General features: G+C 36.5%; 19 protein-coding genes. 3 read left to right on the top strand and 16 right to left on the bottom strand.

Translation table 11 applies throughout. From position 1 onward, the window contains the following. Nucleotides 1–172 precede the first annotated feature (172 nt). From AC5YGI_RS07335 to tssO, 16 genes are all read right to left on the bottom strand, one after another. Nucleotides 173–1090 carry an ankyrin repeat domain-containing protein gene (locus AC5YGI_RS07335; protein ID WP_496167902.1) on the bottom strand — a complete coding sequence of 306 codons (918 nt, stop codon included), beginning with the start codon at nt 1088–1090 and terminating at the stop codon, nt 173–175. Nucleotide 1091: 1 nt separating this feature from the next. After that, nucleotides 1092–2342 carry a Tle-like phospholipase domain-containing protein gene (locus tag AC5YGI_RS07330; protein WP_496167901.1) on the bottom strand — a complete coding sequence of 417 codons (1251 nt, stop codon included), beginning with the start codon at nt 2340–2342 and terminating at the stop codon, nt 1092–1094. A 17-nt stretch (nt 2343–2359) separates the two neighbouring features. Beyond that, entirely contained in the window at nt 2360–3217 is an 858-nt protein-coding gene (locus AC5YGI_RS07325) for a hypothetical protein (protein ID WP_330745453.1), read from the bottom strand. A gap of 32 nt (nt 3218–3249) precedes the next feature. Next, nucleotides 3250–5016 (bottom strand): type VI secretion system Vgr family protein, encoded by a 1767-nt coding sequence (locus AC5YGI_RS07320; protein ID WP_496167900.1) that lies wholly within the window; start codon nt 5014–5016, stop codon nt 3250–3252. Between the two features lie 613 nt (nt 5017–5629). Continuing rightward, entirely contained in the window at nt 5630–6043 is a 414-nt protein-coding gene (gene tssD, locus AC5YGI_RS07315; protein ID WP_062675331.1) for a type VI secretion system tube protein TssD, read from the bottom strand. Nucleotides 6044–6386: 343 nt separating this feature from the next. After that, on the bottom strand, nt 6387–7250 hold the full coding sequence (locus AC5YGI_RS07310) for a lytic transglycosylase domain-containing protein (protein ID WP_330745451.1): 864 nt from the start codon (nt 7248–7250) through the stop codon (nt 6387–6389). A gap of 61 nt (nt 7251–7311) precedes the next feature. Continuing rightward, complete coding sequence (locus tag AC5YGI_RS07305; protein WP_446106592.1) at nt 7312–9810, bottom strand: ATP-dependent Clp protease ATP-binding subunit; 2499 nt, start codon at nt 9808–9810, stop codon at nt 7312–7314. A gap of 266 nt (nt 9811–10076) precedes the next feature. Further along, complete coding sequence (locus AC5YGI_RS07300; protein WP_330745449.1) at nt 10077–10400, bottom strand: hypothetical protein; 324 nt, start codon at nt 10398–10400, stop codon at nt 10077–10079. A 105-nt stretch (nt 10401–10505) separates the two neighbouring features. Beyond that, nucleotides 10506–11570 (bottom strand): hypothetical protein, encoded by a 1065-nt coding sequence (locus AC5YGI_RS07295; protein WP_330745448.1) that lies wholly within the window; start codon nt 11568–11570, stop codon nt 10506–10508. Continuing rightward, a complete protein-coding gene (locus AC5YGI_RS07290) occupies nt 11554–12957 on the bottom strand; it encodes a hypothetical protein (RefSeq protein ID WP_496167897.1) in 1404 nt (467 codons plus the stop codon). The genes AC5YGI_RS07295 and AC5YGI_RS07290 overlap by 17 nt, the downstream gene beginning before the upstream one ends. A 3-nt stretch (nt 12958–12960) precedes the next feature. After that, entirely contained in the window at nt 12961–14886 is a 1926-nt protein-coding gene (locus AC5YGI_RS07285) for a type VI secretion system Vgr family protein (protein ID WP_330745446.1), read from the bottom strand. 174 nt (nt 14887–15060) lie between these two features. Further along, complete coding sequence (gene tssD / locus AC5YGI_RS07280; protein WP_110011663.1) at nt 15061–15468, bottom strand: type VI secretion system tube protein TssD; 408 nt, start codon at nt 15466–15468, stop codon at nt 15061–15063. 358 nt (nt 15469–15826) lie between these two features. Further along, nucleotides 15827–18232, bottom strand: coding sequence for a type VI secretion system protein TssR domain-containing protein (tssR, locus tag AC5YGI_RS07275; protein WP_330745445.1), 2406 nt, complete (start codon nt 18230–18232; stop codon nt 15827–15829). 47 nt (nt 18233–18279) lie between these two features. Next, entirely contained in the window at nt 18280–19191 is a 912-nt protein-coding gene (locus AC5YGI_RS07270) for a PKD domain-containing protein (RefSeq protein ID WP_110011661.1), read from the bottom strand. Nucleotides 19192–19239: 48 nt separating this feature from the next. Then, nucleotides 19240–19764, bottom strand: a complete 525-nt coding sequence (locus AC5YGI_RS07265) for a type VI secretion system transmembrane protein TssO (protein WP_110011660.1) — start codon at nt 19762–19764, stop codon at nt 19240–19242. 11 nt (nt 19765–19775) lie between these two features. Continuing rightward, the gene (tssO, locus tag AC5YGI_RS07260; protein ID WP_110011659.1) at nt 19776–20312 is read right to left on the bottom strand and encodes a type VI secretion system TssO; all 537 of its coding nucleotides are present in this window, start codon (nt 20310–20312) and stop codon (nt 19776–19778) included. Between the two features lie 179 nt (nt 20313–20491). On the opposite strand from tssO, the gene AC5YGI_RS07255 reads away from it, so the two are divergent. The 3 genes from AC5YGI_RS07255 (at nt 20492) to AC5YGI_RS07245 (ending at nt 23701) form a co-directional block, all read left to right on the top strand. Then, the gene (locus AC5YGI_RS07255; RefSeq protein WP_047429454.1) at nt 20492–21163 is read left to right on the top strand and encodes a response regulator transcription factor; all 672 of its coding nucleotides are present in this window, start codon (nt 20492–20494) and stop codon (nt 21161–21163) included. 319 nt (nt 21164–21482) lie between these two features. Beyond that, nucleotides 21483–21773: an HU family DNA-binding protein gene (locus AC5YGI_RS07250; RefSeq protein ID WP_002984212.1), complete on the top strand. Its 291-nt coding sequence runs from the start codon at nt 21483–21485 to the stop codon at nt 21771–21773. A gap of 368 nt (nt 21774–22141) precedes the next feature. Then, nucleotides 22142–23701: an Rne/Rng family ribonuclease gene (locus tag AC5YGI_RS07245; RefSeq protein WP_062675344.1), complete on the top strand. Its 1560-nt coding sequence runs from the start codon at nt 22142–22144 to the stop codon at nt 23699–23701. Nucleotides 23702–23769: the final 68 nt, after the last annotated feature.

The following is a 23769-nucleotide window of genomic DNA, read 5'->3' as shown; positions in this document are numbered from 1 at the left end:
AAAGTGTAGTAATTCTACGATTTCTTGTCGTAATTCTACGACAATGGATTTACATACTAAACTAACACTCTAGTTATAAATATGTTACATCAAAAATAGAAAAACTTTGAAATTAAAATATTTCCCCCATCATAGACAAAAAACCTCCGGAATAATCATGTTACATGCAATGTCATTTTCCTTTAACTCTGTTTAAATCTTCCTGATAAAGATTTTCACCGTAATTTTTTTTGAAATTCACTGATAGCTTGTCTTTAGAACTTAAAGATTCATACTGTCTTATTCTAAGTTTTGCTTCTTCTATTGTGTCTTTCTTATACGGAAACGCTACATTATATTGATCAACCAGCTGTTTTTTAATTCCCAATAATTTTTGATAATAAGGAGAGTCTGGCAGATTACGGTCACTTTTCTGCTTTTCCTTATACTGAATATACTCTGCCATTGGGCAAAGGTCTGTTCCTTTTATTTTAGGCAACCCTCCTTTGGCCAGAAAGTATTCTGCCATATCCAGATCATCCCTGGCAGCACTTTCCATAATGTTGCTTCCGTTATAAGAAACATTATTGATGTCAGCGCCGTTCTGAAGTAAGTAATCAATCATTTTCTTTTCGGTACTTTCCTCACCTCCAAGGGTCATTGCATCAGATAACGGGGAATTCCCTACAGCCGGGTTAGGACTGGCTTTATATTTGAAAAGTAATTGCAGCATTTCGTAATTATTAAGTGCTACAGCATGATTCAAAGGAGACTCAAAACCTTCATGAGGTATTATAATATTGGGATCAGCTCCCAGTTCTAAAAGCTTTTCCATGGCTTTCAAATCTTCAATAATAGAAGCATACATCAGTAAGGTATACCCTGTGTTCTCCTGTAATTTATTGATATCAATATTTTTTTCCTTAATAATTTCTTCCATGCCTTTCAGATCTCCATCAAACATTTTCTGGGCAGCTGATAAACCGTCTCCTGTAAACATTCTTGAAGGAGGATATTGATTTCTATTTTCGTTTTTACGCGACCTAAGATTAAAATCTGAACAGGAAAAAAGTGTCATGATAGAAAGTATTATTAAAATAAATGGTTTCATATTATATATTATTAGCTACAACATCAGTATTTATAGTGGCCAGCATCGCCTGAAACGCATCATTATATGCGCTATGTCCACTTCCAATGGTTTTTAGGCCAAGCCCTTCATTATCCTCAATGTACCCGAAGATTTCATTCTGTTCTCCAAGCGCTCTAGGAACACCTCCTGTAAGACCTCCGAAAATTGCAATTTTATTGAGCCCCGGAATTCTGGATACAGCTAATGTAGAGAGCAAACCTTCCCTGTTATTTTGCAGCCCGTTAAGAATATCATTACTTGTACTGTAATTGATAATTCCGGAAGTTGATTTTACAGCTCCTTTTTTATCAAGATAATCGAGTGTATTGCCATGTACTCCTCTTGCATTGAAGGTATATCCCGGAAGTCCTGTGTAATAGGAAGCCATGGCACTGTTTCCTCCTCCTAATGAATGTCCGGTAAATTTCACTTTTCCTCCGGTCGCATTATCCATTTTTTCCGCAAGCATTCTCGTTTTTTCTATCTGAGGCGTTGCGAAACCAAGCGCCTGTCCTCCATCTTCGATGAACCAGTCATGATAAAACTGCATTCCTTTAGGTTCTGATCCCCTGAATGCCACAAAATAATCTCCTGTTTCTTTATTATAATATAAAGAGGAAAAGAAACCGTTATCTTTATTGGTATTGAAATCTTTGCTGGTTAACACGCCCGGACCAAACAGCTTGTCCAGCTCAGCCTGATCATCTGTATTGATTCGCGTGTACCCATCAATACTTGTATTATTCCCGTTATTATCTTCGTAAGAATCCTGGGCCATTCTACTGGCAATAGAGGCTTCCTGCAGCTGGGCAACAGGTAAATGAAAGGTGATTTTACCTCCTATGAAACAGTGTAGACTGGAATTTTGCAACAGAGGTTTTTTATTTTCAATTTTCACTTTTGGATGGGTATTTTGCCAGTCGCTTCCCTTGCATAAAAATGAACAGATATTGAGGCAGTCATCTATGAGGGCACTTCCTGCCCAGGCTGCTGCCGCTAAAACAAAAAGTCCACCGGAGAAAGCTGCCGCTACTGCTACCCCTGCTAATGCTCCTGCCATCATCATTTCAGGACAGATAAAATTGTCTTTAAAACGGTCCTTTTCCGTGGCCATCAGCTTAGCTCCTTTTTTCAATTTTACGGAAGACTGAGAACTGACTCCAATTCCTATAAGTCTTCGGCCTTTACTACAAGTAAGCGGAGTATCCTGTGCGATATATAATTGACTCATAGTGATCGTATTAATTGTTATTTTTCACTTAACCTTATATGGTACCTGCATACATAGATCATCTTTTCATTCAGTTCTTCTTTCACATGAAATATGACCTCTGATAGTACAGAATCTTTATTATAAATATACTCTCCCTCGATGGCATACTTATATTCCAAAGCATTTCCGAGCGTTCTCTGATATTTATCTTTATAAATACTTTCAAAGCGAGACTGATTTCCTTTACTTTTTCCATCCAGTTTCACAGTGAAGCCTCCTTCTTTATTTTTTAAAATTTTATACGAGGAACTATATTCAAGTTCTTCTCCCGGGAAAAGGGTTGACAAAGCTGTTCTTACAGGAATTTCATCTGTAAAACTTCCCCCGCTGAATGCCGGTAAAGGATAAAACATGATCTGATACAAAAAGTTTTGTCTGATATTACGATCTATATTGTTAAATTCTTTATCATAGATCTGAATAAATACCTTATAACTTTCTTTTACCAGCTCAAAAAAATGCAGATCCTTCTTTATCTCTTCCCACCTGCTTACAATTTCATTTTTATTGGTTACTTCGTGGATACTTTTATCTGTATTTAAAGATAATTCAACAACCTCAGTCGCTTTATTTATTTTTTCAAGAATTTCATAAAATGGCTGCATCTGCCCGTCTGCCTGAATATATCGCTGGGTAGAAGACTGTATGGTAATATGATTATATTCTCCCGGTATTACTACCCAGTCTTCTTCTATTTCCGTCTGGTTGGCTTTTCCTGTTCCTAAAGTAAGATAGGATTTTATATTGATATTATATTCTCTTTTTTTATACCAGGCATATTTGAATCCTGCCAGCTGGTCATTTTTTTCAACTTTATTCGGTTCCAAAGTCATGTTTTAATACGTTTTAGAATATATTCGCGACATCAGTTGATATCAACATTACTTCCGGTAATAAATATATCTCCTGTAGCATTCATTGAAGTGACTGCTTTACTGTGAATACTCAGGTTATCCTGTGTTACCAGTAATGCATTTTTTAATGAATTCAAATCCAGCATTCCTTCTTTTGCAGAGATAGTAATCCCTTCTTTAGTGATTGTGATACTGTTTTCACCAACTCTTAATTCAATTTTTGTTTTTCCTTCCAGAGCAATATTTCCGGCTGCGTCCATTGTCAGGACTGAATTGGCTGCCTCGCCTTCTTTTCCTCCGACATTAATAGAATTTGTACTGCCGGCATTTACCGTATTATTATTTCCTACGTTAACCGTTTTATTGTTATTGGCATTAGTCTGGGCATTTCCTGCCCCGTCAAACTTCATATTAGCCCCGCCCTGATCCGTCAGAAATACAGAGCCTTCACCATCATTTAATTCTAATTTATTTCCACTTCTGCTGCTCAGACTTTTGATATTGTTACCGGCTCCGCCACCGCCACCTATTCCCCCATGGAACATTCCTCCCATCACAAACGGACGGTCCGGGTGCTGATGTACAAAATTGACAATAACCTGGTCTCCCACTTCCGGAACAGCCATAAATCCTCTGTTCTTACTTACTTTATCACTACTTCCTGCATCCGGGGTCATTACGCGGACAAATTCAGTAGTATCAGGTCCGCTTTGCCAATCGAACTGCACACGTACTCTTCCCTGATTTAAAGGATCTGTATTTGAAATTACTTTTCCAAACTGGGCTTCTGCTTTGGGCATCTGAAATTCGGGACGAGGAATAAATCCTGTATCTGCTGCAATTGCTTCAAATTTGCCATCATAATAGCCTCTGGCATCCACTTCGTGAGAAACTTCAATAATCATCAGTTTTGTAAAATAAGAGGTTTCATTACTCTCTGTTTTACGCATTTCGATATCTGCGATACATCCCGGATATAAGAAAGGAACTGTTGTAGTTCCCGAAGTAACGAAAACTTCTGCAGCCTTGCTTCCTGCGGTTCCCTTCTGGGAAGCATTAATATCCATAAAGGAAGATGCTTTAATAGGCGCCACTCTCAAAGAAGGAGTGGTAAAAGTTTTTTCTGATATTTCGTAAGCACGTCTTGCAATATCTGAAGTATGATTAATTTTTGAACTGCCAGCTGTCAGCTTCTCATTTTTACTGCTGTTATAACCATAAAAAGTAGGACTTACATGCTGGGCTTTCATTTTGATGGCTATATCACTTACACTGCTTCCGTAAGTAAGCCTGACAGGTTTCTCCTGTGGCGGCAGCTTTCCGAAGTGCAGAACTTCTCCATCATAATAAAACTGCTCTCCATACGCTTCTGCCATTCTTGCGAGATAATTATAATGGGTTTCTTCATACTGTGAGCTATACGATATATTTCCATGCTGAGCATCTACTCTGAAATCAAATTTATGCTGTCCCAGCCCTTCTTTAATTACCTGATCAGCAATACTGTTCAAACTTACAGGCTGGCTTCCTCCAAAGCTTTGAATATGAGGGGCTGCATCCAGAAGTACAGTTGGACTGTAGCCTTTGATGATAATATTTCCAAGGCTTCCTTTCTCCTGGCTGAAGCCTACTTCTGTAACCACTCCTACAAAATTACGTTCGGCTCCTTTCTCAATATCTTTATATTTGAAAACAACTGTGATTCTTTTTCCTAAAAACTTCTGAGCTTCTTCCAGATTGTGATTTTCCGGTTTACCCAAAGTGTCATGGGCCAGCATCAGACTGAACTCATGGTGCCTGGTAGCACTCTGTACCAGCTTAAAATGCTTGAAATGATTAATAATCTCACCTTCTATGATTACATCAAGCTTGATAACCCGGTTGATTCCTGCTATATAGCTCTGAGAAATCGCTTCTGCATTATGTATTTTTGAAGTAGGCTGTTTGGCCCATACTTTTGTCTCAACAACGGAAGGGTCGTTAGAAACCAGCGTTTGATTCAGAAACTTTCCTGTTTCCTGTGCTGAGTTTAAATGCTGTGCCGCTTCTGCTGTCTTTTTTATTTTATTCCCTGCCTGGTTTACCTTTTCCTCTGCTTTCGTAACCGCATTTTCCTACGCAGTTTTTTTTATCGTCTCTGTATCCTGGCTGATAGATTGCTGAGAATTCTTTACTGTAATTTTATCATCTTGAAACATAGTGTTACGTGTTTTTAAGTTAATAAATGTTGAATTGATGCTGTAGGTATCATTACAGGCTTTGCAAATTCCAGATATTGATTTCCGTAAGTGATACTTATCTGAAACTTATTGTAAAGCAGAAAACAGAACAGCAAACTTTTACAAGGGCTGTTCTGTACCAATTTTATTTTTACTAAGATGATGAATAGGCTTATTTACCTGCTGAAGGCCATAGTCCTGCGTACTGGGAAGTACCGTAGTCGATGGTTTCAGCGCTGATTACGAAGCTGATCAGCATGCTGTTGCTGTCGATAGCGTCGAAGTCTACTTCGTGCTGGATTACGTATCCGTTTTCCCATTTCAAAGTGATCAGTGTTCCTTCTTCGTGAGATTTGTTGAAAGTAATCTCTCCTACGGTCGGTTTGTATTTACCGTTCAGTAAGCTTTCAAGGATGTCTGATTTTTCAGTAGCTTCTACTGTAACTTTGATCAATGCGTTGGAAGGATCTGATGCTACACGTCCTGAAACGTCTGTAGATCTTGATACGCTGTAGTTCATTTTTAACAGCTTTTGTCCTTCTCCGTTGTTGAATTTTAAGATTCCTCTTGAATTTCTTTCGGCCATGATTGTAAATTTTAATCGTTAATATTTTGTGATTCGGTGATTGTGTTAGCAAATATAGAGGCTCTTTTCCGCTAAACAAAGCTTTTGAATGGAAATCTGAAAATTTGTAGTAATTCTACGATTTCTTGTCGTAATTCTACGACATTGGATTTAAAAAACCTACCACAAACCTTATTAACAAAGGATTTTAACTCATTAAAAACAAGCATGGAAAATCAACAATTTTCCACATCATTGAGAAATATTAAGATTATATTAATAAAACATTGGCGTATTTTTAACAGATTATACCATAAAAAAAGCAATCAGTTTTGATGATTGCTTTTTATTTCATTGGTATATTTTACTGCTGAATTTTTCCTCCTTCTTTTAGGGAGCGAACCAATATTTTATTTTTTCTTAGCAGAAAGTCCGGCATCAGATCCATCGGAAGATAGAAGGGGCTTTCTCCTTTTTTCTGAAGCTCTTCCATAATTCCGGGATTCCAGGCAAGAATTTTATCCACTTCTACATTCAGTTCAGCGGCAACTACGTTCAGGTTGAATCCTGCATTGATCTCCGTTTCTGAAAGCGCTGCAGCAGTCTCTTTCCGGTCTCCCTGGAAGAAAATCTTATTGATTCTTGCAGAGTTATAATTATTCAGTACACTCTGAAGTTCTCCTGTTGCATAGCATGCATTAAGATATTTCTTTACATGATTAATGGTTTCTCCCGGAAGGTATTTATAAAATTCATGGTATTGGGTAGAACCTGCAGCTTCCATCGCTTTGGCAATATTTCCTTCTCCGCAGTTGTAAGCAGCGACTACTGTCACCCAGTTATTGTACTTTTTATAAAGATTACTCAGTGAAATAGCAGCTGTTTTGGTACTTTTATAAATATCGGTACGTCCCTGCTCAGTAAGTCCGTATTGGTTGGCATGGGCTGTCATAAACTGCCAGATCCCTACTGCTCCGGCTCCTGAGGTAATATTTCTGTCAAAATGGGACTCAATCAGGGCCAGGTTTCGCAAATGTTTGGGAAGGCCTTTCTGAAGGAGTAACTGTTCAATAAATTCTACAAGATCTTTATTGGCATTAATGATACCCTTATATTTTTTCACACTGCTTTCCGAGGTGTCGGAAGCAGCAAGAAACTGTCCGTTGATCATAATCACGGATCCTAATAATAGAAAACCTGTAAAGATATTTCTGACAATTGTTTTCATTTTAATTTTATTTATAGGCAAAAGGGTAAAAGCTGGCTGCAAATACCCCTTTGCTTTATACTTAATCTACTTTCCAGCTTAGTTTTTCCTCGTCTTTATTCCAGTCTACATGAATCGTCTGGCCGGATTTTACTTCTTCTCTCACAATCATTTTAGAGATCGGTCTTGCAAGCTGTGCACGGATGACTCCAGAGATCTGTCTTGCTCCATATTTGCTGCTGAATCCTCCTAATGCAAGGTTTTTAACCGCTTCATCAGTAATTTTTAAAGCAATTCCCAATCTTGTTAATGAAGTATGAAGTGACTTCAGCTGAATGTTAAAAATTCTTTCTGCAATAGATTCCGTGATCGGTGCAAAAGGAATGATCTCTGTAATTCTTGCCAGAAACTCAGGTCTGAATCGTCCGGAGTTTGACATAATCTGCATCAGTGAAGATGATTCCGGAATTTTTCCTTCTTCAAACTGTTTTACAATCTCTTCACTTCCGATATTGGAGGTAAACAGGATCAGCGCATTGCTGAAATCTCCTTCTTTACCTAATTTATCATGAACTTTTCCTTCATCCATAATCTGAAGGAATACATCAAAAACGGAATGGTGAGCTTTTTCAATCTCGTCAAATAACACAACGGTATAAGGCTGTTGTCTGATTTTATTTACCAGCATACCACCCTCTTCGTATCCTACATATCCCGGAGGCGCTCCGTATAGCAAAGCTGCGGAATGCTCTTCTTTAAATTCTGACATATCAAAGCGTACCATGGCTTTCTCATCATTGAACAGTAATTCTGCCATTGATTTTGCCAGCTCTGTTTTACCGGTTCCGGTAGGTCCAAGAAGGAAGAAGGATCCGATAGGCTGTCCCGGTTTGTTCAATCCGCTTCGGTTTTCAACAATAGCATCGGAAAGGATTTTCAATGCATGGTCCTGTCCTACGACTCTGTTCAACAGAAGAGATTCCATATTCAGGAGTTTTTCTTTTTCCTGAGCCTGGATTTTCCCGATTGGGATATTGGTTTTGGCAGCCATTACAGCAGCAAGCTCCAATCTGTCAACTTTTTCTCTTTTTTTGGCGGCATGCTGTAAAAGTTCTGCGTAAGTATCTTCAATAATCTTCTGGATCTGATCTACCGGCATAGAGTTGTCGATGGACGGCTGCTCACTCAGTGATCCCCAGAGAATCGGGCTTATTTTGTCTCTCAGCAGGTTGTAAGTCCAGATCAGTTCATCCGCTTTATCTTTGCTGTCGGCATATTCTTCTGTTAAAATCGCATCATAACTTTCTTTCCAGCTTTCAAGTTCTTTTTCGGAAAGTTCATCAAGCATTTTGATGGCTGCCATTGTTCTGTCTAATAAGTCAATAGCGGCATCCGGTAATTTTTTACCTTTGGCATATCTTTTTGCCAGACGTACACATTCGGGAAGGGCTGTTTTTTCCACTTCAATACCATGGTGTTTTTTGTAGCCTTCCAATAGGACATCAATCATTTTGACACAGGTTTTCTCATCCGGTTCAAGAACGGTTAACACTTCAAAACGACGGTTGAAAGCCTGTTCCGGCTCTATAATTTTTCTGTATTCTTCCTGCGTTGTAGCTCCGATTACGGTAATTTCACCTCTCGCAAGTTCAGGCTTAAGGAGATTGGCAACGTTTCCGATGCTTCCTTTCGGATCTAAAAGGGTGTGGATTTCATCAATAAAGAGAATGGCTTTTTCAATTTTCTTACATTCATTGATTACTTTTTTCAGGCGGTCTTCAATTTCACCTTTATAAGAAGTTCCTGCTAATAATGCTCCGGTGTCCAGTTCTAAAAGGGTACCGTTTTTAAGCATTTCAGGAACATTTCCTTTAATAATTTCTGTAGCAAAACCTTCTACCAAAGCTGTTTTTCCTACTCCCGGCTCTCCGATGATGATCACATTCGGTTTGCTTCTTCGGCAAAGGATTTCCACCAGCATTCTGAGTTCTTTGTCCCTGCCGATGATATTTTCGATTTCTCCTTTTCTCGCCTGCGCCGTTCTGTCTACACAATAGCTTTTAATGGAAGGAAAGGAAGAGTCTGAATAATCTGCTGAACCATTTGAAAATAATGATGAAAAATCTCCATCTTCTGAAACAGTAAACGGAGTATCTTTTCTGTACAGATTGAAGATCTCATGTTCTCTCAACGGAAGTGATTTTAACTGCTGAAGAGAAAATACAACCTGTGGTTTTACAATGGCTGTCAGGATGCAGATAGGAGTAATCTCATCCAGTCCTAGTTTTAAACGGATATCATCAGCCTCTTCAATAAGGGTATCTACCGCTTCATCCTGTCCTACTTCATCCGGAAGATGGCTGGTTTTCGGATATTCTTCGATACGGACATCTGCCCATTCATAGAAATAACCCGGATCTTTATCTATACTTTTCAGAAATTCATTAAGGCCGATATCTTTATGCATTAAAGCCTGCAGAATATGCGGGCCTCCATAAGTTCCATTATAGTTTTCCTTCGCTATCGACTGAGCAATGTGAAATAGTTGCTTTACTGTTTCGTTGGTTACTAGTACTCCCATTTATAATTTTCTTATATTAATATATTTGCGTTCTGTTTATTATGCAGATTTGATGATTTTGATCTTTATTTTTCATTCCTTTTACCAAGACATAAAAAATCGTTCTTTTTGTGATGCTAAAATTAATTATTTTATTCTAAACGATATAAAGATAGTTAATTCTTCAATTAGAGAAGTAACAACGGTGTTTTTTGTTTTAAGACTGATTTTGAAGGTCCATTTTTATGGCAAATTACCCCCCCTACTTGAATAGTATGGTTAAGTTTTTATTGAAAAGGATAGGATTCACCATTTTCAAGATAAGGTTTGTAAGCTCTTAACCATATTCCAGTTTCAATATATTTTGCAATCCCCGTTTTACTATCAACCCATATTCCACTTGTTGAAGCTTCTGGAACTTTCGGATGAAAATAAGAGGTAAAAACATAATTATTGTCTATTATAAAGAAGCTATAAGATTCAGGTTTCTTATTATTTTTTATAGCAAAAGCTGCTTGAATCTGTTTTGCTTCGTCAGGTTTTATGTTTGCAGTATTAATAAAATCTTCTGCTTCCTTAGTCTCATAAAGAATTACTTTATGATTATCCAAAAATTTTTGCTCTTTACTTTTGCATCCTAACAATGAAAATTAACTACATATCGATACGATATAAATTAATTCTTTCATAATTATTAACACTACATATGAAATATTCTATTTCTGAAACTCTCCTACAATAATGTGGCTATTATCATTTTTATCATAAAATGCTACATCCAAAACAATAAGCTGATCTTTATAGAAGCCTTTAGGAATAGTAGTAGTAAAAAAATCTTTTGCATGATATTCATTCCACGTTCTACCATAATCATAAGAATAATAGAATGTAACATAAGGACGGGTTTCTTTGAAATAGCAAGCGAAGTTTCTGTAGCGGTAATACTCTATTGTTTTTTCATTCTCCACAAATAGCTCGCCTTCATTCTGATTATAAATTGTCATTTCAGTTTTAAATCTTCCAGACTTTCCTAATAAATATTCCTCATTTTCATAATACAGAACATCATAATTACTTTTTAATTTTTTGATGACTTTTTGTTGTTTGGTTTTTAAATTATATTCTTGTATTTCATCTTTCAATAAAGAAGTGACTGTATTATCTTTTTTCAGAATAAAAGGTGTTTTTTTCAAATACTCCGGTAATTCGACTTCTTCTTTTGTCAGAAGATTTAATATTTTTTGATTATCATTTTCTGAATAAACAACATTTTCACCATTAAACTGCGAATACATAATTTCAGATTTAGAAGAATATTCATCAATTTTTTTATATTCTAACGTATGATTATTCATGAGATAAAGCACTACTTTCCCAGATTGGCTATTACCACCGCTACCTGTCTCAATTAGAGTATATTTATCTGAAGGAGAAATAAATGTTACATATTCTTCCGGAAAAGTAATTTCCTGGTAACTCTTTCCTTTGTCTGTTGAAACAAACAATACTGCTGAGTATCCAGGTTTATTGTAAAAACTATGTAAATCTTTACTTCCGGCTAAGAAAATAGTGTTTTCATTTAAAAACTTTAAAGTTGTTAATTTCAGGCCAGTCTCAGGACCAAAATTTCCATTATTTATATTTTTCTTATATAAATCAAAAAAGTCATATTTTGAGATCCATTTCATTTGCCCTAGCTTTGTGGTTTGTGAACATCCATAATTAATACTGATTAAAAGTATAATACAAATTATCTTTTTTATATTATTTAAATTCATCATTTCCTAATACGTATTTTTTGAAAAATCGTTCTAAAGTCACTTCAGTTATTTCACGATAATCTAAATTTCTTGCCATAATTAATGCTTGTTTCCATGTAGCAGCTCCCAACCATTCTTTCATATCTGGTGTAGACATTACCTTTAATAAATCATCCGCTGGCAAATATCTCATTTTTAGTGGGTCATAAGCATCTGGATGGGTAGCAAATGCAAACTCCTGAAAACGTTCATTATCTATCTCTATATCAGTATAATATTTTTCTATATTATTCTTTTTAATTTCTTCTAACTTTCGGGGATCATTCCTGTATTGAATTCTTTCAAATAAAGTGGGTTTAAAATGATCGTTGAAATTATCTTCTAATCCTTCAGGCAAAACTGTATCATATGTTGCGATATAATTTTTGTCAATGACACCTTTTTCCATATATTCCTGCAGCTTATATCTGGCTTCTGTAAGCCATGCTTTACCGCGTGAAGTTAGCTTGGGCATAAGAATTCTAGAAAAACGAGTGCAATATTTAAATCCATAGCTGCTTGAAGGAACAGGTTTATACTTATTCCCCTGTTTTTCTACCTCATTTACTGAAATACTTACTTGTTTCATTTCTTCAGTGAGACTTGGGGTCCACCATTCTTTGATATCATCTATTGCACTCCAGAAACTTAGTTCTCTCATCTCTCCAAAATAATATACAGGAGGAGTGTGTCCACAATGTTTATGACGACGCATGAAATCATCATACCTAAAACGATAAAAATCACAACTTCCATATTGTCTATTATTGAAGCTTTGCACTACATTTTTATCGCAGATTTCAACATTAAGATAAAAATCAGATGTTAATGGAAGCTTAATATTTAAATCTTCTTTATAGTTGCATTCAAAATAAAGCTCAATATTATCTCCAAAATCATTTTCAATAAAACTTGCCAAGCCATCACTTAAAGTGAGATTATAGACAATTTTATTATTGATTACCTGTTTCTCAGTAACCAGAGCACCAGGACTTCCATCTTCTTTGACTTCTCTTACATTTATTGGATCAGGTTCTCCCCCAAGCCCTCCATCGTCATCATATAATTGTAAGGTTACTTTTGCATCAGGATCTGTAATATTTTGCGTTTTTATATGAAAATATACAACCTGGCCTATAGCTGCCTCGGTTATTAGATTTTTACCTTCAGCATCTGAATACCATTTTCCTTCTACAAAATATTTTTTTTCTTCTGACTTATCTTTTTTCGGCTCCCCGATAAAAGTACCATTCTTAGCTGTAAAATGGCTGTTATTTCCAGCATACGCTTCAAAATGATCAGTAAAAACTGTCCAATTTTGTTCTATTGCTGTAATATTTTCACCTTCAGTAATTCGTATAATAGACATGATTTAATGCATTTTTGAATTTTCACCACTATTATTATTAAACTGATTCTGTGCATGAATATCATTATTCTCCTGAGAAATAATTTCTCTTCTTTTAGAATTTTCTTTTACTTCTTTTGCTTTGGATTCTCTATTTCCTTTAACAAATTCCATTAAACTACCCACAACATTCGTCATGAAATTGGCGCCTACAGAAAGGTTTTTCATCATTCCCACACTCTCCGTATGATTCATTGAAATACTATCAGACTTATTCATTCCCACTGTCGTCGTCATATTCTCTCCTACATTGATGTTCATATTCTTACAGTTCAGGGTCATGGTTTCCGGTGCTGTAATGTTGATATTACTTCCGGTTGTATCCAGATGGATTTCATTTCCGCTTTTATCTGTAATAATAATGCTTTCGTCTTCTGTAAAAACGATTCTGTGGCCGCTTCGCGTTTGTATAGATTTTACACGATTGTCTGCACCTCCACCAAGGCCTATTCCGCCATGAAACATTCCTCCCATTACAAATGGTCTGTCCGGATGACTATGCACGAAATTAACCATCACCTGATCGCCTACCTCGGGAATAGCTACATAACCACGGTTTTGAGTGATCTGATCGGTTCCTCCTGCATCGGGGCTCATTACTCTTACAAAGTGAGTGGTATCATTCATCTGCCAGTCGAATCTTACCTGAACTCTTCCCTGCCCTTCCGGATCGGTATTGGAAATTACCGTTGCAATTTGTGGCTGGGCAGCCGGTACCGTAAATTCCGGTTTGGGCAGAAAACCCGTGTCTGCGGCAATGGATTCGAAAGTTCCTGTGTAATGTCCGATCGTATCAATTTCATGAACGGCTTCGGTCACCATAACCTTCGTAAAATAAGATGTTTCACTGCTGTCCGGTTTTCTCATATGAATATCAGCAATACATCCGGGATGCAAAAAAGGAACGGTTGTAGATCCTGAAACCGAAAATACATTAACCGCTTCACTTCCTGACGCGCTTCTTTGAGAATGCTCCACATCCAGGTGTGTTGTTGCTTTAATAGGTGCAACCTGCAGTGCCGGAGTTTTATATATTTTATTGTTATGACTATATGCGGTACGGGCCAGATCACCTAAATGGTCAACTGGAGTTTCCCCGGAAGTCAGTTTTTCATGTTTACTGCTGTTATAGCCATAATACTGAGGTTTTGTATGAGCTGCTTTGAGCTCTACCCTGATATTATCAGCATTGCTCCCATATAATAATTTTATAGGCTTATTTTGTGGAGGAAGCTTTCCAAAATGCAAAACTTCACCATCATAATAAAATTGTTCTCCATAAGCTTCTGCCATTCTCGACAGATAATTATAATGGGTTTCGTTATACTGGCTGCTGTAAATGATCTGGGAATAATCATTGGTATCGACTCTTATATCAAACCGTTCTTTATCTATTCCCTGTTGTATTACTTCTTTGGCTATGATTCCCATATTAACGGGCTGGCTGCCGCCAAAGCTCTGGATATGCGGAGCACCGTCCAGCAGGATCGTCGGGCTGTATCCGGAAAGTACAATATTTCCCAGACTCATTTTTTCCTGACTGAATCCTACTTTGGTAATAACCCCAACAAAATTCCTTTCCGGACTTTTCTCAATATCTTTGTAGGAAATAACAGCTGTAAGACGTTTTCCTAAAAATTTGTTGGCTTCCTCAAGGGTATGGCTCTGCCGGTCTCCCAATGCATCGTGTGCAAGAACAAGGTTGAATTCGTGGTGGTGACCCGCCTTCTGTTTAAGAGTGAAATGCTTATAGTACTTAATAATTTTACCTTCTACAACCAGTGATAATTTGACCAGCCGGTTGATCCCTGCGTGATGATTCTCGGATATCCCGTCTGCATTCTGAGATGGACGGAAAGAAGATCCTTTGGTCTTTGATTCGGTTTTCATATGCTTTGTGTTTGTGTTTAGTATTAAAGATAACAATATTTTATATAACAAACATTATATAAACACGTTATAAAATAAAATTCTCAGGTCATAATTTTTCATTCAGGCAAAAAAAGACCGTCTTAAATAGGGACAGTCTTTCTTCTTATGAATGTTGATAATGTGTGTCAGTATTTAGCTGGATGGCCATAGCCCGGCGTATTGAGAAGTACCATAGTCGATTGTCTCCGCACTTACTACGAAGCTGATCAGCATACTGTTGCTGTCGATGGCGTCGAAATCTACCTGATGCTGGATTACATATCCGTTCTGCCATTTCAGTGTAATCAATGTTCCTTCTTCGTGAGATTTGTTAAAAGTAATCTCTCCTACAGTTGGCTTATATTTACCGTTCAGCAAGCTTTCAAGGATATCTGATTTTTCAGTAGCTTCTACGGTAACCTTGATTAATGCGTTGGAAGGATCTGATGCTACACGTCCTGAAACATCTGTAGATCTGGAAACGCTGTAATTCATTTTTAACAGCTTTTGCCCTTCTCCATTATTGAATTTTAAGATTCCTCTTGAATTTCTTTCGGCCATGATTAGTAAATTTAATCGTTAGTAATATTTTGTGATTCGGTGATTGTGTTAGCAAATATAGAGGCTCTTTTCCGCTAAAAAAAACTTTTCTCTATAAATCTGAGAATTTGTAGTAGTTCTACGATTTCTTGTCGTAATTCTACGACAATGGATTTATCAACCTTATTATAATAACCATAAATACAGCGTTTTAAATTATTTCTCTTTTTTTAGATAAAAAATAATTTCACACATCAAAGAGAAATAACAAGGGTTCAAAGTTTAAAAATTTAAGATTTAAGGTTGGTTGATCTTTCTTTATACTACAAAAAAAAGCAGAAGTATATACTCCTGCTTTTGATATAACAAAAAAATGTTTTTAATGCTTTGTATATTCCGGTTGTTCTGTTGGAATTCTGGATGGAGTAAAGTACTCATTAAGCCAGTAGAAAGTCTGCCCGTTCTGCTGAATTTTTACAGCCGGGTTGTTTCTGTTGGCAAGCATTCTGTCCGCTAAGTTTTTATAGTGCTGGAAATAATTTTTTACTGTTTCACTAGGAACTACTTTTGATTTTTTCCAACCTTTCAGCTTATATTTAGCCATCAGTTCTTCTTCAGAAAGATCAAATCCGGTACTCATTCCGATCGCATAAGACATTGGCAGCTCATAAAGTGCTCCTTTATCTAAGAATTTTATTGTAGGATTGTACTTCTTCAGTAATTTAACATACTCTTTAATAGCTCTTCCCTGATTAAAATCTGCACGGTCTGCCTGAGTATTTCTGTATACTTCCGTGTAGAAAGCTTTTAAGTTATCATATTCCGATTCAGAAATAAGAATTCCCTTTTCTATTGCCGGAGTAAACTCTTTCAGATCTTTTGGAATATATCCTTTTACAAGGAATGGGCTTCCATAGTTGATCAGCTGTGCGGCAATTCCTGCAGAAACCGGATTGGTAAGTCCCGGATACAGATATTTATATTTTAAATCCACATCTGTTCTACCCGCTCCTACGGATGAATGGAAGTATTCATTAAGAGATTTATCAATAGTCTGATTATCCAGAGTAACCTGCGCAATAAGGCTGTCAACAGATTTTTTCAGGAATCCCGGAGTCGTAATGTCTCCTTTCTTGGGGAAAATAACGAATCCCTGGGACATACTCTGTTTAGGATAAGCTAAAGAGAAGAATCCTGTATCTCCTTCCACAAGGCTGAAATTATTCTTGGTAAGCACATCATTCTGGTTGATGATCTTTTGTTTTTTAAGTTCGGCAATATTTTTGGCTGTATTGGTCACCACATTTTCCGCCATTAATACAAAATCATTGTAGGTATCGGATGATCTTGCACTGGTCTGGAACATGATCAGTCTTGCCTGAGCCTGGGTAAGAGAACTGATTACACTGTACATATTTCCGCTTTGGTTGGCAGAAGTTCCTACAGTAACAACAATATTGGTTTCATCAGGAACATTGGAAAGAAGGTTTCCTGCTGCCGTAAGAGCCTCTCCTACCGGCTGATAGCCGCTATTGCTGGCACAGTTCATTTCATTCGTTTTCTGATCAATAAATGATGAAATCTTACTGTAATCTGTGCTTAAGCTGGAGACAGAAACATTATCTCCGCAAGGATTGTTCTTGTATAAAACCGCTCCATATTTAACATTGCTAAAATAAGAAGGCTTTTCAAACCTAAGCTGAAGATCCTGTAACAATGATTTTACAATAGGTGCATAAGGCGCATTACCGGCACTTACATCTAATGCAAAAACAATATTGATGTTTTTATCTTTTTCCGTGATCTCTCTGTAACGGTCGAAATAAATCGGTTCACCCAGTACATTGGATACGAAATTCTTACTGTAATCTAAAATATTGGTGAAATATTTTGTCTTGGTATCAGGTGTTGGAGCCTCTTCTAAAGGAAGATTTACCGGGAAGATATTTTCCAGCTGTGTTCTCTTATTCACATCGGTAAGAAGAATAGCTGTTTTGTTGGACGCATCCGATGCTGATCCACCCGGATGTCCTTCATGAATTCCCAGCGTTGTATCGGTAATTCCTGTTGTATTTTTAAGTCTGATAGCGGAACGTTCTCCCCAGGTGGAGATTACATTGGAGCTTACCCAGCCGTAAAGTCCTTTGTTGATACTGTCCATATCAACAGACGGTTTTTTACCTACCAGAAAACGTTTGTTATTTTCGGCCATCTTGTATACATATACAATTTGTCCGTTAGGAATTTTTACATTGGCTGTTTCAATAAGGCTTGGTGAGTTGAACACCATAATAGAGTCGTTTTTATAGTATCTTTCAGCATTTCTGATGACTTCGCTGTTATTAGGTACTACTGCCACTCTTACAGGATAACCTGTCTTTTCACTTTTTAAAGCGTTATTCCAGAGAAGGAGATCAGACTCCTGAATCCAGCCATATGTTTTGATCGATTTTGACGAAACTTTCTTCATTAAAGCATCCGGAACATATTCCGCTACTTTTACCATTCCGTCTCTATGTTTTAAAACCATTAAAGGTTCAAGGAATTTTACTTCTTTGTAAGACTTCTCATCATCTTTATCCAGATATGCCGTATTTCTTGATCGGTCTGAAATAACGATCCATGGCACTGACTTTTTCGGATAGCCGTTAACGACAGGGGATGCATCCACCTGCCCATACTGTGAAGGCTCCGGGGTTTTCTTTGACGGCAGTTTTACCTGGCAACTCGTCAATAATACTGTTAACCCTATATAATATGCTGCTAGAGGAAATTTATTTTTCATCCTATTTAATCTTTTTATGATTGGTACATCCGTAAGACCGGACAAAATTATTTGCTTTGATTAATATCTACTTTAGTTACACAGTTCTGTGTGTCGTCCAGGTTTACTTTTACCGTCTGAATCACTGTATTTTTGTCAAACTGAAGGCCTGCACAATACATGTAGAAGTTATTCACTTTGCTGTCATTTACTTTTACCACTGTATTTTCATTGTTACACAGATAGGTTTTCAGCAGGTAATTGTAGTGCATATTGAAACTGTTTCCGTTGGCAATCTGCTGCAGGTGATATTTAAAATCATTGTCTACTTTGGCATAAGAGTCTTCCACTGAAACTTCATCTTCAGCAAGAGCATCATAAGCCGGAAGAATTTTGATACGGTGATAGATAGGATCCTGGCTTTGTTCTGTGTAAAGAGTCACCAGATACTCCCCAGGTTTTTTATAGGAATAGATGGTAAATTTATCCTTAGCATCTGTATTTCCGGACTCACCGAATTTCCATGCAAACTGTTTTGCATCGGAAATAGCACGGAAGGTCACGTTTTCATTTTGCATTGCCTGACTTACGGCTTCGATCGTTGTTTTTGCCGTTGCAGTATCTTTTGGTTTCTGAACGCTTCTTGCGCTTACCATTACAGGGAAAGATTTCGTGTACTTGTTGTCGACGATCAAAATCACCTGATAATATCCCGGTTTATTATAGAAGTGAATACCACTGTTTTTATCTGAAGTTGTCCCATCTCCGAAATTCCATCTCTTGGTTTTGGCAAACTGGGTTTTATCTTCGAATAAAAGCGTGTCTCCTACCGCCAGTGAAGACGGATAAACCACCCCAACAATATCATCTGCTGAATGTATTACCTTTTTCTGCAGCCACAGAGCAACCAATGCTGCGATCAGCAAAGTTGCAATAACACCGATAATAATGTTTTTCTTGTTCTTTTGAAAATAATTCATAGTTAGTAATTGTGATGTGTTTTATGTATGTTCCTAGTATTTATTTGCTTACTGCATTCTTGCTTTCAGATCCTGCTCGCGCTGATAAAGCTTATTCTGCTTATCTTTAAATCCGATTCTGCATTCATCCACCTGTTTCTGGAAAATTTTAATGTCTTCAGAGGTTGTTGAAATGACTTTTTTGTCATCAAAATACATTTTATAGAATTTCGCGATCTGCGGATAGGCATCTTTACGGATATCCACAACATCAGTACTGTTGAAATAGCTGTTAAGGTCGTTTACGCCCAGCTGGATATTGTTTTCGATAAAAGGTTGTGGTCCGTCATCAGTAAGTTTTGTAATCATGGTATAGGTACTGTCCATGATGGGAAGAACAACTTTCTGGTGTTGTTCAAATTCGGCTTTCTGCTCAAGATTCTGAATACCTCTTACATCTTCATCAGAAAAAGGGGATTCAAATCCTTTTAAAAAGATCACTCCCAAAAATAACATGGCAGTCACCAACATCAGTATTAAATAAAAAAACTGATAATGCCTTTCTTTCTTCGATAATGTGATTTGTCCTTGCATATCTTTTCTTTTTATCTTCTTCTTCTACTTCCTGTGAAATTTCTCGTAGGGTCTTTCCGAAGTTCATTATTGGTTACTTTAATCTTGCCCATGCATTCATCAAGATCCCGTAAAACGGTTTTTTTCTGATACTCTACTTCGATGATCTTTGCTTTTAAATTCATCATCGGTACAATCTGCTTCATCAGTACGGCATAATGTTTAAAGCTCTGTACACTGTCTTTACCCATAATATTTTTGGCATCTCTCACATTATCCATAATACTGGTTCTCAGAAATACCTCATTCTCCACCTTATTGATGCTAAGCTGGTTCATTTTGTCGTAAATATCATCAATGTGATCCTTAAGCACGTCGCTTCGAAGCATCAGTTCTTTATACGCTTCAGCTTCACGGCTAATTCCTTCCCGCTGTATATCATAACTCTTAAAGAAGAGAAATAAGCAAGCAAAAGATACAACCGACAAAACGACAAATGACAGAATAAACTTCCAAATGCCCGTTCTGACGTCAGATTTGTTTAATTTTTTTTCCCTGTTAGAAGACATAATTTGCGATTTGTTTGGCCTGTGAAAATATAAAAAAAAATTTTTATGCACAATACGTAATTTCCCCAACCCTGTTTCGTGAAAACCCTGATTAAATTAATATTAATTTTCACTTTGATAAGTTTTTCATAAATTAGACCTCTGAATTTTAAATATCATTCGCCAAATCGATATTAAGAATGAGTAAAATATTATCTAATACCGTACGTTTTTCCATTGCTGACAGTGATTTTTATTTTAAAAAAATAATGATCAAAACACTTATGGAAAATCCTTTCTATATGCTTCTGAATGATTGTAACAATGGGCATGAGCTGGTAAACAGAATCTACAGAAGACAGGAAGATGTGTTCATTATTGAACTCTTCATGCCGGTATTAAGTGGAATTGAAGCTATTAAGTACATCAGAAAAAATAATACTGAAACCCCTATTATTACGTATTCCGGCACTTATCAGGAAGATATGGCGGAAATCCTTTCAAAGATTCCCAATATCTATTACTGTCAGAAAAAAAGCACCATTATAAAGGATATTATTAAAGGAAGTATTGCCTCTGACGACTTCGACTATCAGGCTTATTCCAAAGAATGGGAACAGCAGCCGCTAGCCGTACAGGAATATATGGACAGGCAGAAAAAAGGACAGGAAGAGCTTTCCCCATCTGAAATACAGCTCATGAGGTTCTGTTATGAAGGATTCAGCAATAAAGAAATTGCAGAAAAACTCAATCTCAGTACCAGAACAATTGACACCTACATCAACAGACTTACAGAAAAGCTGGGATTGAAAACCAAACTTCATCTTATCCGCTTCTGCGTAGAAAACGGATATTATAATTCCAGTTTATAAAAAAATCTGATTTCAATTGAAAAATTCAAATCCGGGTGGATGGATAAGGGCAGATAAAGGATCTCAAAAATAGTATACTAAAGACGATAAAGTGCTGCCAGACCAGTTATAACCAGCATTTATTAAATTTTGTTCATCAATTTTTTGTACCTTTATCCGGTTACATTATTTTATTGTTAAATTATCACCATCCTGCCTTAATATAGTGTATACATAAAAAGTCCAACTCTTTGAATAAAAATATTTTGCCACTAATTTGCTAGTATTCAATTTTTTTAACTAAATTTGCACACCTAAAATTTAAAATTAAAATAAGGAAATGACAAAGGCAGAATTGGTAAACACCATCTCAAATAAGTTGGGAACAGAAAAGAATGAAACACAGAAAGTTGTAGAAGCTTTTATGCAGGAGATCAGAACTTCTATGTATAATGGGGATAACGTTTATCTAAGAGGTTTTGGATCTTTTATCATTAAAACAAGAGCTGCTAAAACAGGAAGAAATATTTCTAAAAACACTGCAATTGAGATTCCTGCTCATAACATTCCTGCTTTCAAACCTTCAAAATCTTTTGTTGAGAAAGTAAAAACTAAAGTTGCAGTAAAATAAGAACATTAACTGAATATTAACTAGTTACTAAAAAATTAAAATTATGCCAAGCGGAAAGAAAAGAAAAAGACACAAGGTTGCGACTCACAAAAGAAAGAAAAGAAGAAGAGCAAACAGACATAAGAAAAAATAATCTCTTTTTCTCGAGATTTACAATATAATAATATAGTTGGTGGATTTAAATTTTTAAAGTTCACTAACTATATTTTTGTTTGCAACTATAAGATTCCGCGGAAAACGGAGGGTTTCAAATATTATTTTAATAAAAATATAATGGTTTTCATTCAAAATCCTTATATTTAATAGATGAATTAATCAATAAAAAACATCCACTTCCTATAATCTTAACAATTTTATCTTATTAAAAAATGAAGAAAGAACTAATAGTTTCGCATGAAGATGATCTTACAAAGATTGCGCTGCTGGAAGACGGAAGACTATGTGAACTTCATGAGCAAGAAGACAAAAGCGATTTTATAGTTGGAGATCTGTTTATAGGAAAAGTAAAAAAACTTGCCCCAAACCTGAATGCAGCATTCGTCAATATCGGATATGACAAAGATGCATTTCTGCATTATCAGGATCTGGGACCTCAGTATCTTACATACAGAAAGTTTTTAAAAGATACTATTTCTAAAAAACAAAGCACTTCGAGCTTAAAAAATTTCGAGATACAACCCGAAATAGACAAAAACGGAACGGTAGACAAAGTAATTGCCAAGGACGATCTTGTTCTGTTACAAATTACCAAAGAACCTATTTCTACCAAAGGTCCAAGAATTTCTACCCAGATTTCATTAACAGGACGTTTCCTGGTTTTAATTCCTTTTGACAATAAAGTTTCTATTTCCAAAAAAATCAGAAGTTCTGAGGAAAAAGAAAGACTGAGAACCCTTATCGACAGCATCAAGCCTGAAGGATTCGGAGTGATCATCAGAACAGTGGCAGAAGGGAAAAAAGTAGCCGACCTGCATAATGACATGAACCAGCTGGTTCAGAAATGGGAAAGCACTTTCAAAAACATCCAGAGAAATAAAGTTCCGTCTAAAGTTTTAAGCGAAGAAGACAAAGCTTCAGCTATTTTAAGAGACAATTTTAATCAGGACTTCGTGAATATCATCTGCGATGATGAGCAAATGGTGAACGAAATGAAAAATTACATTGAAGTAATTGCTCCTGAAAAGAAAAATATTGTCCAGTTTTATGATTCCCATATTCCACTTCTGGAATATTACAATGTTGAAAAACAGCTTAAACAGAGCTTCGGAAAACACGTCAACATTCCGAGTTCCAAAGGAGCCTATCTTGTTATTGAGCACACAGAAGCACTTCACGTAGTGGACGTCAACTCCGGAAACAATATTACAACCGGAACAGCTGTCAACAAAGAGCATGCACTGAAAGTGAACAAAATGGCTGCTACAGAAATCGCAAGACAACTTCGCCTCCGCGATATGGGAGGTATCATCGTTATCGATTTCATAGATATGCCGAATTCTGATCACAGAAGAGATCTTTACGAGCATCTTAAAGAGGAAATGAAGCGCGACAAAGCACGCCACAAAATCCTTCCTCCAAGTAAATTTGGTTTGATCCAGATCACCAGACAGAGAAACCGTCCGGAAAAACAGATCGACACCAAAGAAGAAAACCCGAACAAAGACGGAGAAATTGTAGCTCCTATTGTTATCGTGGAAAGAATGGGTGAAACCTTAAGAAATATCCTGCAGAAAGAAAAAGGAAAAATCTACCTGCACGTACACCCATTTGTGGAAGCCTACCTTACAAAAGGCATTAAAAGTATCCAGATGAAATGGTTTATCAAATACAAAAAGTGGGTAACCATTGTTCCAAGGGATTCTTTTAAATATTTAGAATACAAAATCTACAATGCCAAAAAAGAAGAATTGATAGAATTCTCTAATTAAAAAATTTAAAACCTTCAGTTTTCTGGAGGTTTTTTTATTACCTTTCTTGCTATAAGTTTCGGCTAAAG

The sequence above is a fragment of the Chryseobacterium sp. CS3K3.1 genome, from assembly GCF_059515165.1.
Note: the sequence above shows the minus strand (reverse complement) of the source record. Positions and strands in the feature narration are given on the sequence as shown.

Bases quoted from the DNA above. Each gene is read 5' to 3' on its own strand.
- AC5YGI_RS07335 (WP_496167902.1), bottom strand. From the start codon at position 1,090: ATGAAACCATTTATTTTAATAATACTTTCTATCATGACACTTTTTTCC.
- AC5YGI_RS07330 (WP_496167901.1), bottom strand. From the start codon at position 2,342: ATGAGTCAATTATATATCGCACAGGATACTCCGCTTACTTGTAGTAAA.
- AC5YGI_RS07325 (WP_330745453.1), bottom strand. From the start codon at position 3,217: ATGACTTTGGAACCGAATAAAGTTGAAAAAAATGACCAGCTGGCAGGA.
- AC5YGI_RS07320 (WP_496167900.1), bottom strand. From the start codon at position 5,016: ATGCTGGCCCATGACACTTTGGGTAAACCGGAAAATCACAATCTGGAA.
- tssD (WP_062675331.1), bottom strand. From the start codon at position 6,043: ATGGCCGAAAGAAATTCAAGAGGAATCTTAAAATTCAACAACGGAGAA.
- AC5YGI_RS07310 (WP_330745451.1), bottom strand. From the start codon at position 7,250: ATGAAAACAATTGTCAGAAATATCTTTACAGGTTTTCTATTATTAGGA.
- AC5YGI_RS07305 (WP_446106592.1), bottom strand. From the start codon at position 9,810: ATGGGAGTACTAGTAACCAACGAAACAGTAAAGCAACTATTTCACATT.
- AC5YGI_RS07295 (WP_330745448.1), bottom strand. From the start codon at position 11,570: ATGATGAATTTAAATAATATAAAAAAGATAATTTGTATTATACTTTTA.
- AC5YGI_RS07290 (WP_496167897.1), bottom strand. From the start codon at position 12,957: ATGTCTATTATACGAATTACTGAAGGTGAAAATATTACAGCAATAGAA.
- AC5YGI_RS07285 (WP_330745446.1), bottom strand. From the start codon at position 14,886: ATGAAAACCGAATCAAAGACCAAAGGATCTTCTTTCCGTCCATCTCAG.
- tssD (WP_110011663.1), bottom strand. From the start codon at position 15,468: ATGGCCGAAAGAAATTCAAGAGGAATCTTAAAATTCAATAATGGAGAA.
- tssR (WP_330745445.1), bottom strand. From the start codon at position 18,232: ATGAAAAATAAATTTCCTCTAGCAGCATATTATATAGGGTTAACAGTA.
- AC5YGI_RS07270 (WP_110011661.1), bottom strand. From the start codon at position 19,191: ATGAATTATTTTCAAAAGAACAAGAAAAACATTATTATCGGTGTTATT.
- AC5YGI_RS07265 (WP_110011660.1), bottom strand. From the start codon at position 19,764: ATGCAAGGACAAATCACATTATCGAAGAAAGAAAGGCATTATCAGTTT.
- tssO (WP_110011659.1), bottom strand. From the start codon at position 20,312: ATGTCTTCTAACAGGGAAAAAAAATTAAACAAATCTGACGTCAGAACG.
- AC5YGI_RS07255 (WP_047429454.1), top strand. From the start codon at position 20,492: ATGAGTAAAATATTATCTAATACCGTACGTTTTTCCATTGCTGACAGT.
- AC5YGI_RS07250 (WP_002984212.1), top strand. From the start codon at position 21,483: ATGACAAAGGCAGAATTGGTAAACACCATCTCAAATAAGTTGGGAACA.
- AC5YGI_RS07245 (WP_062675344.1), top strand. From the start codon at position 22,142: ATGAAGAAAGAACTAATAGTTTCGCATGAAGATGATCTTACAAAGATT.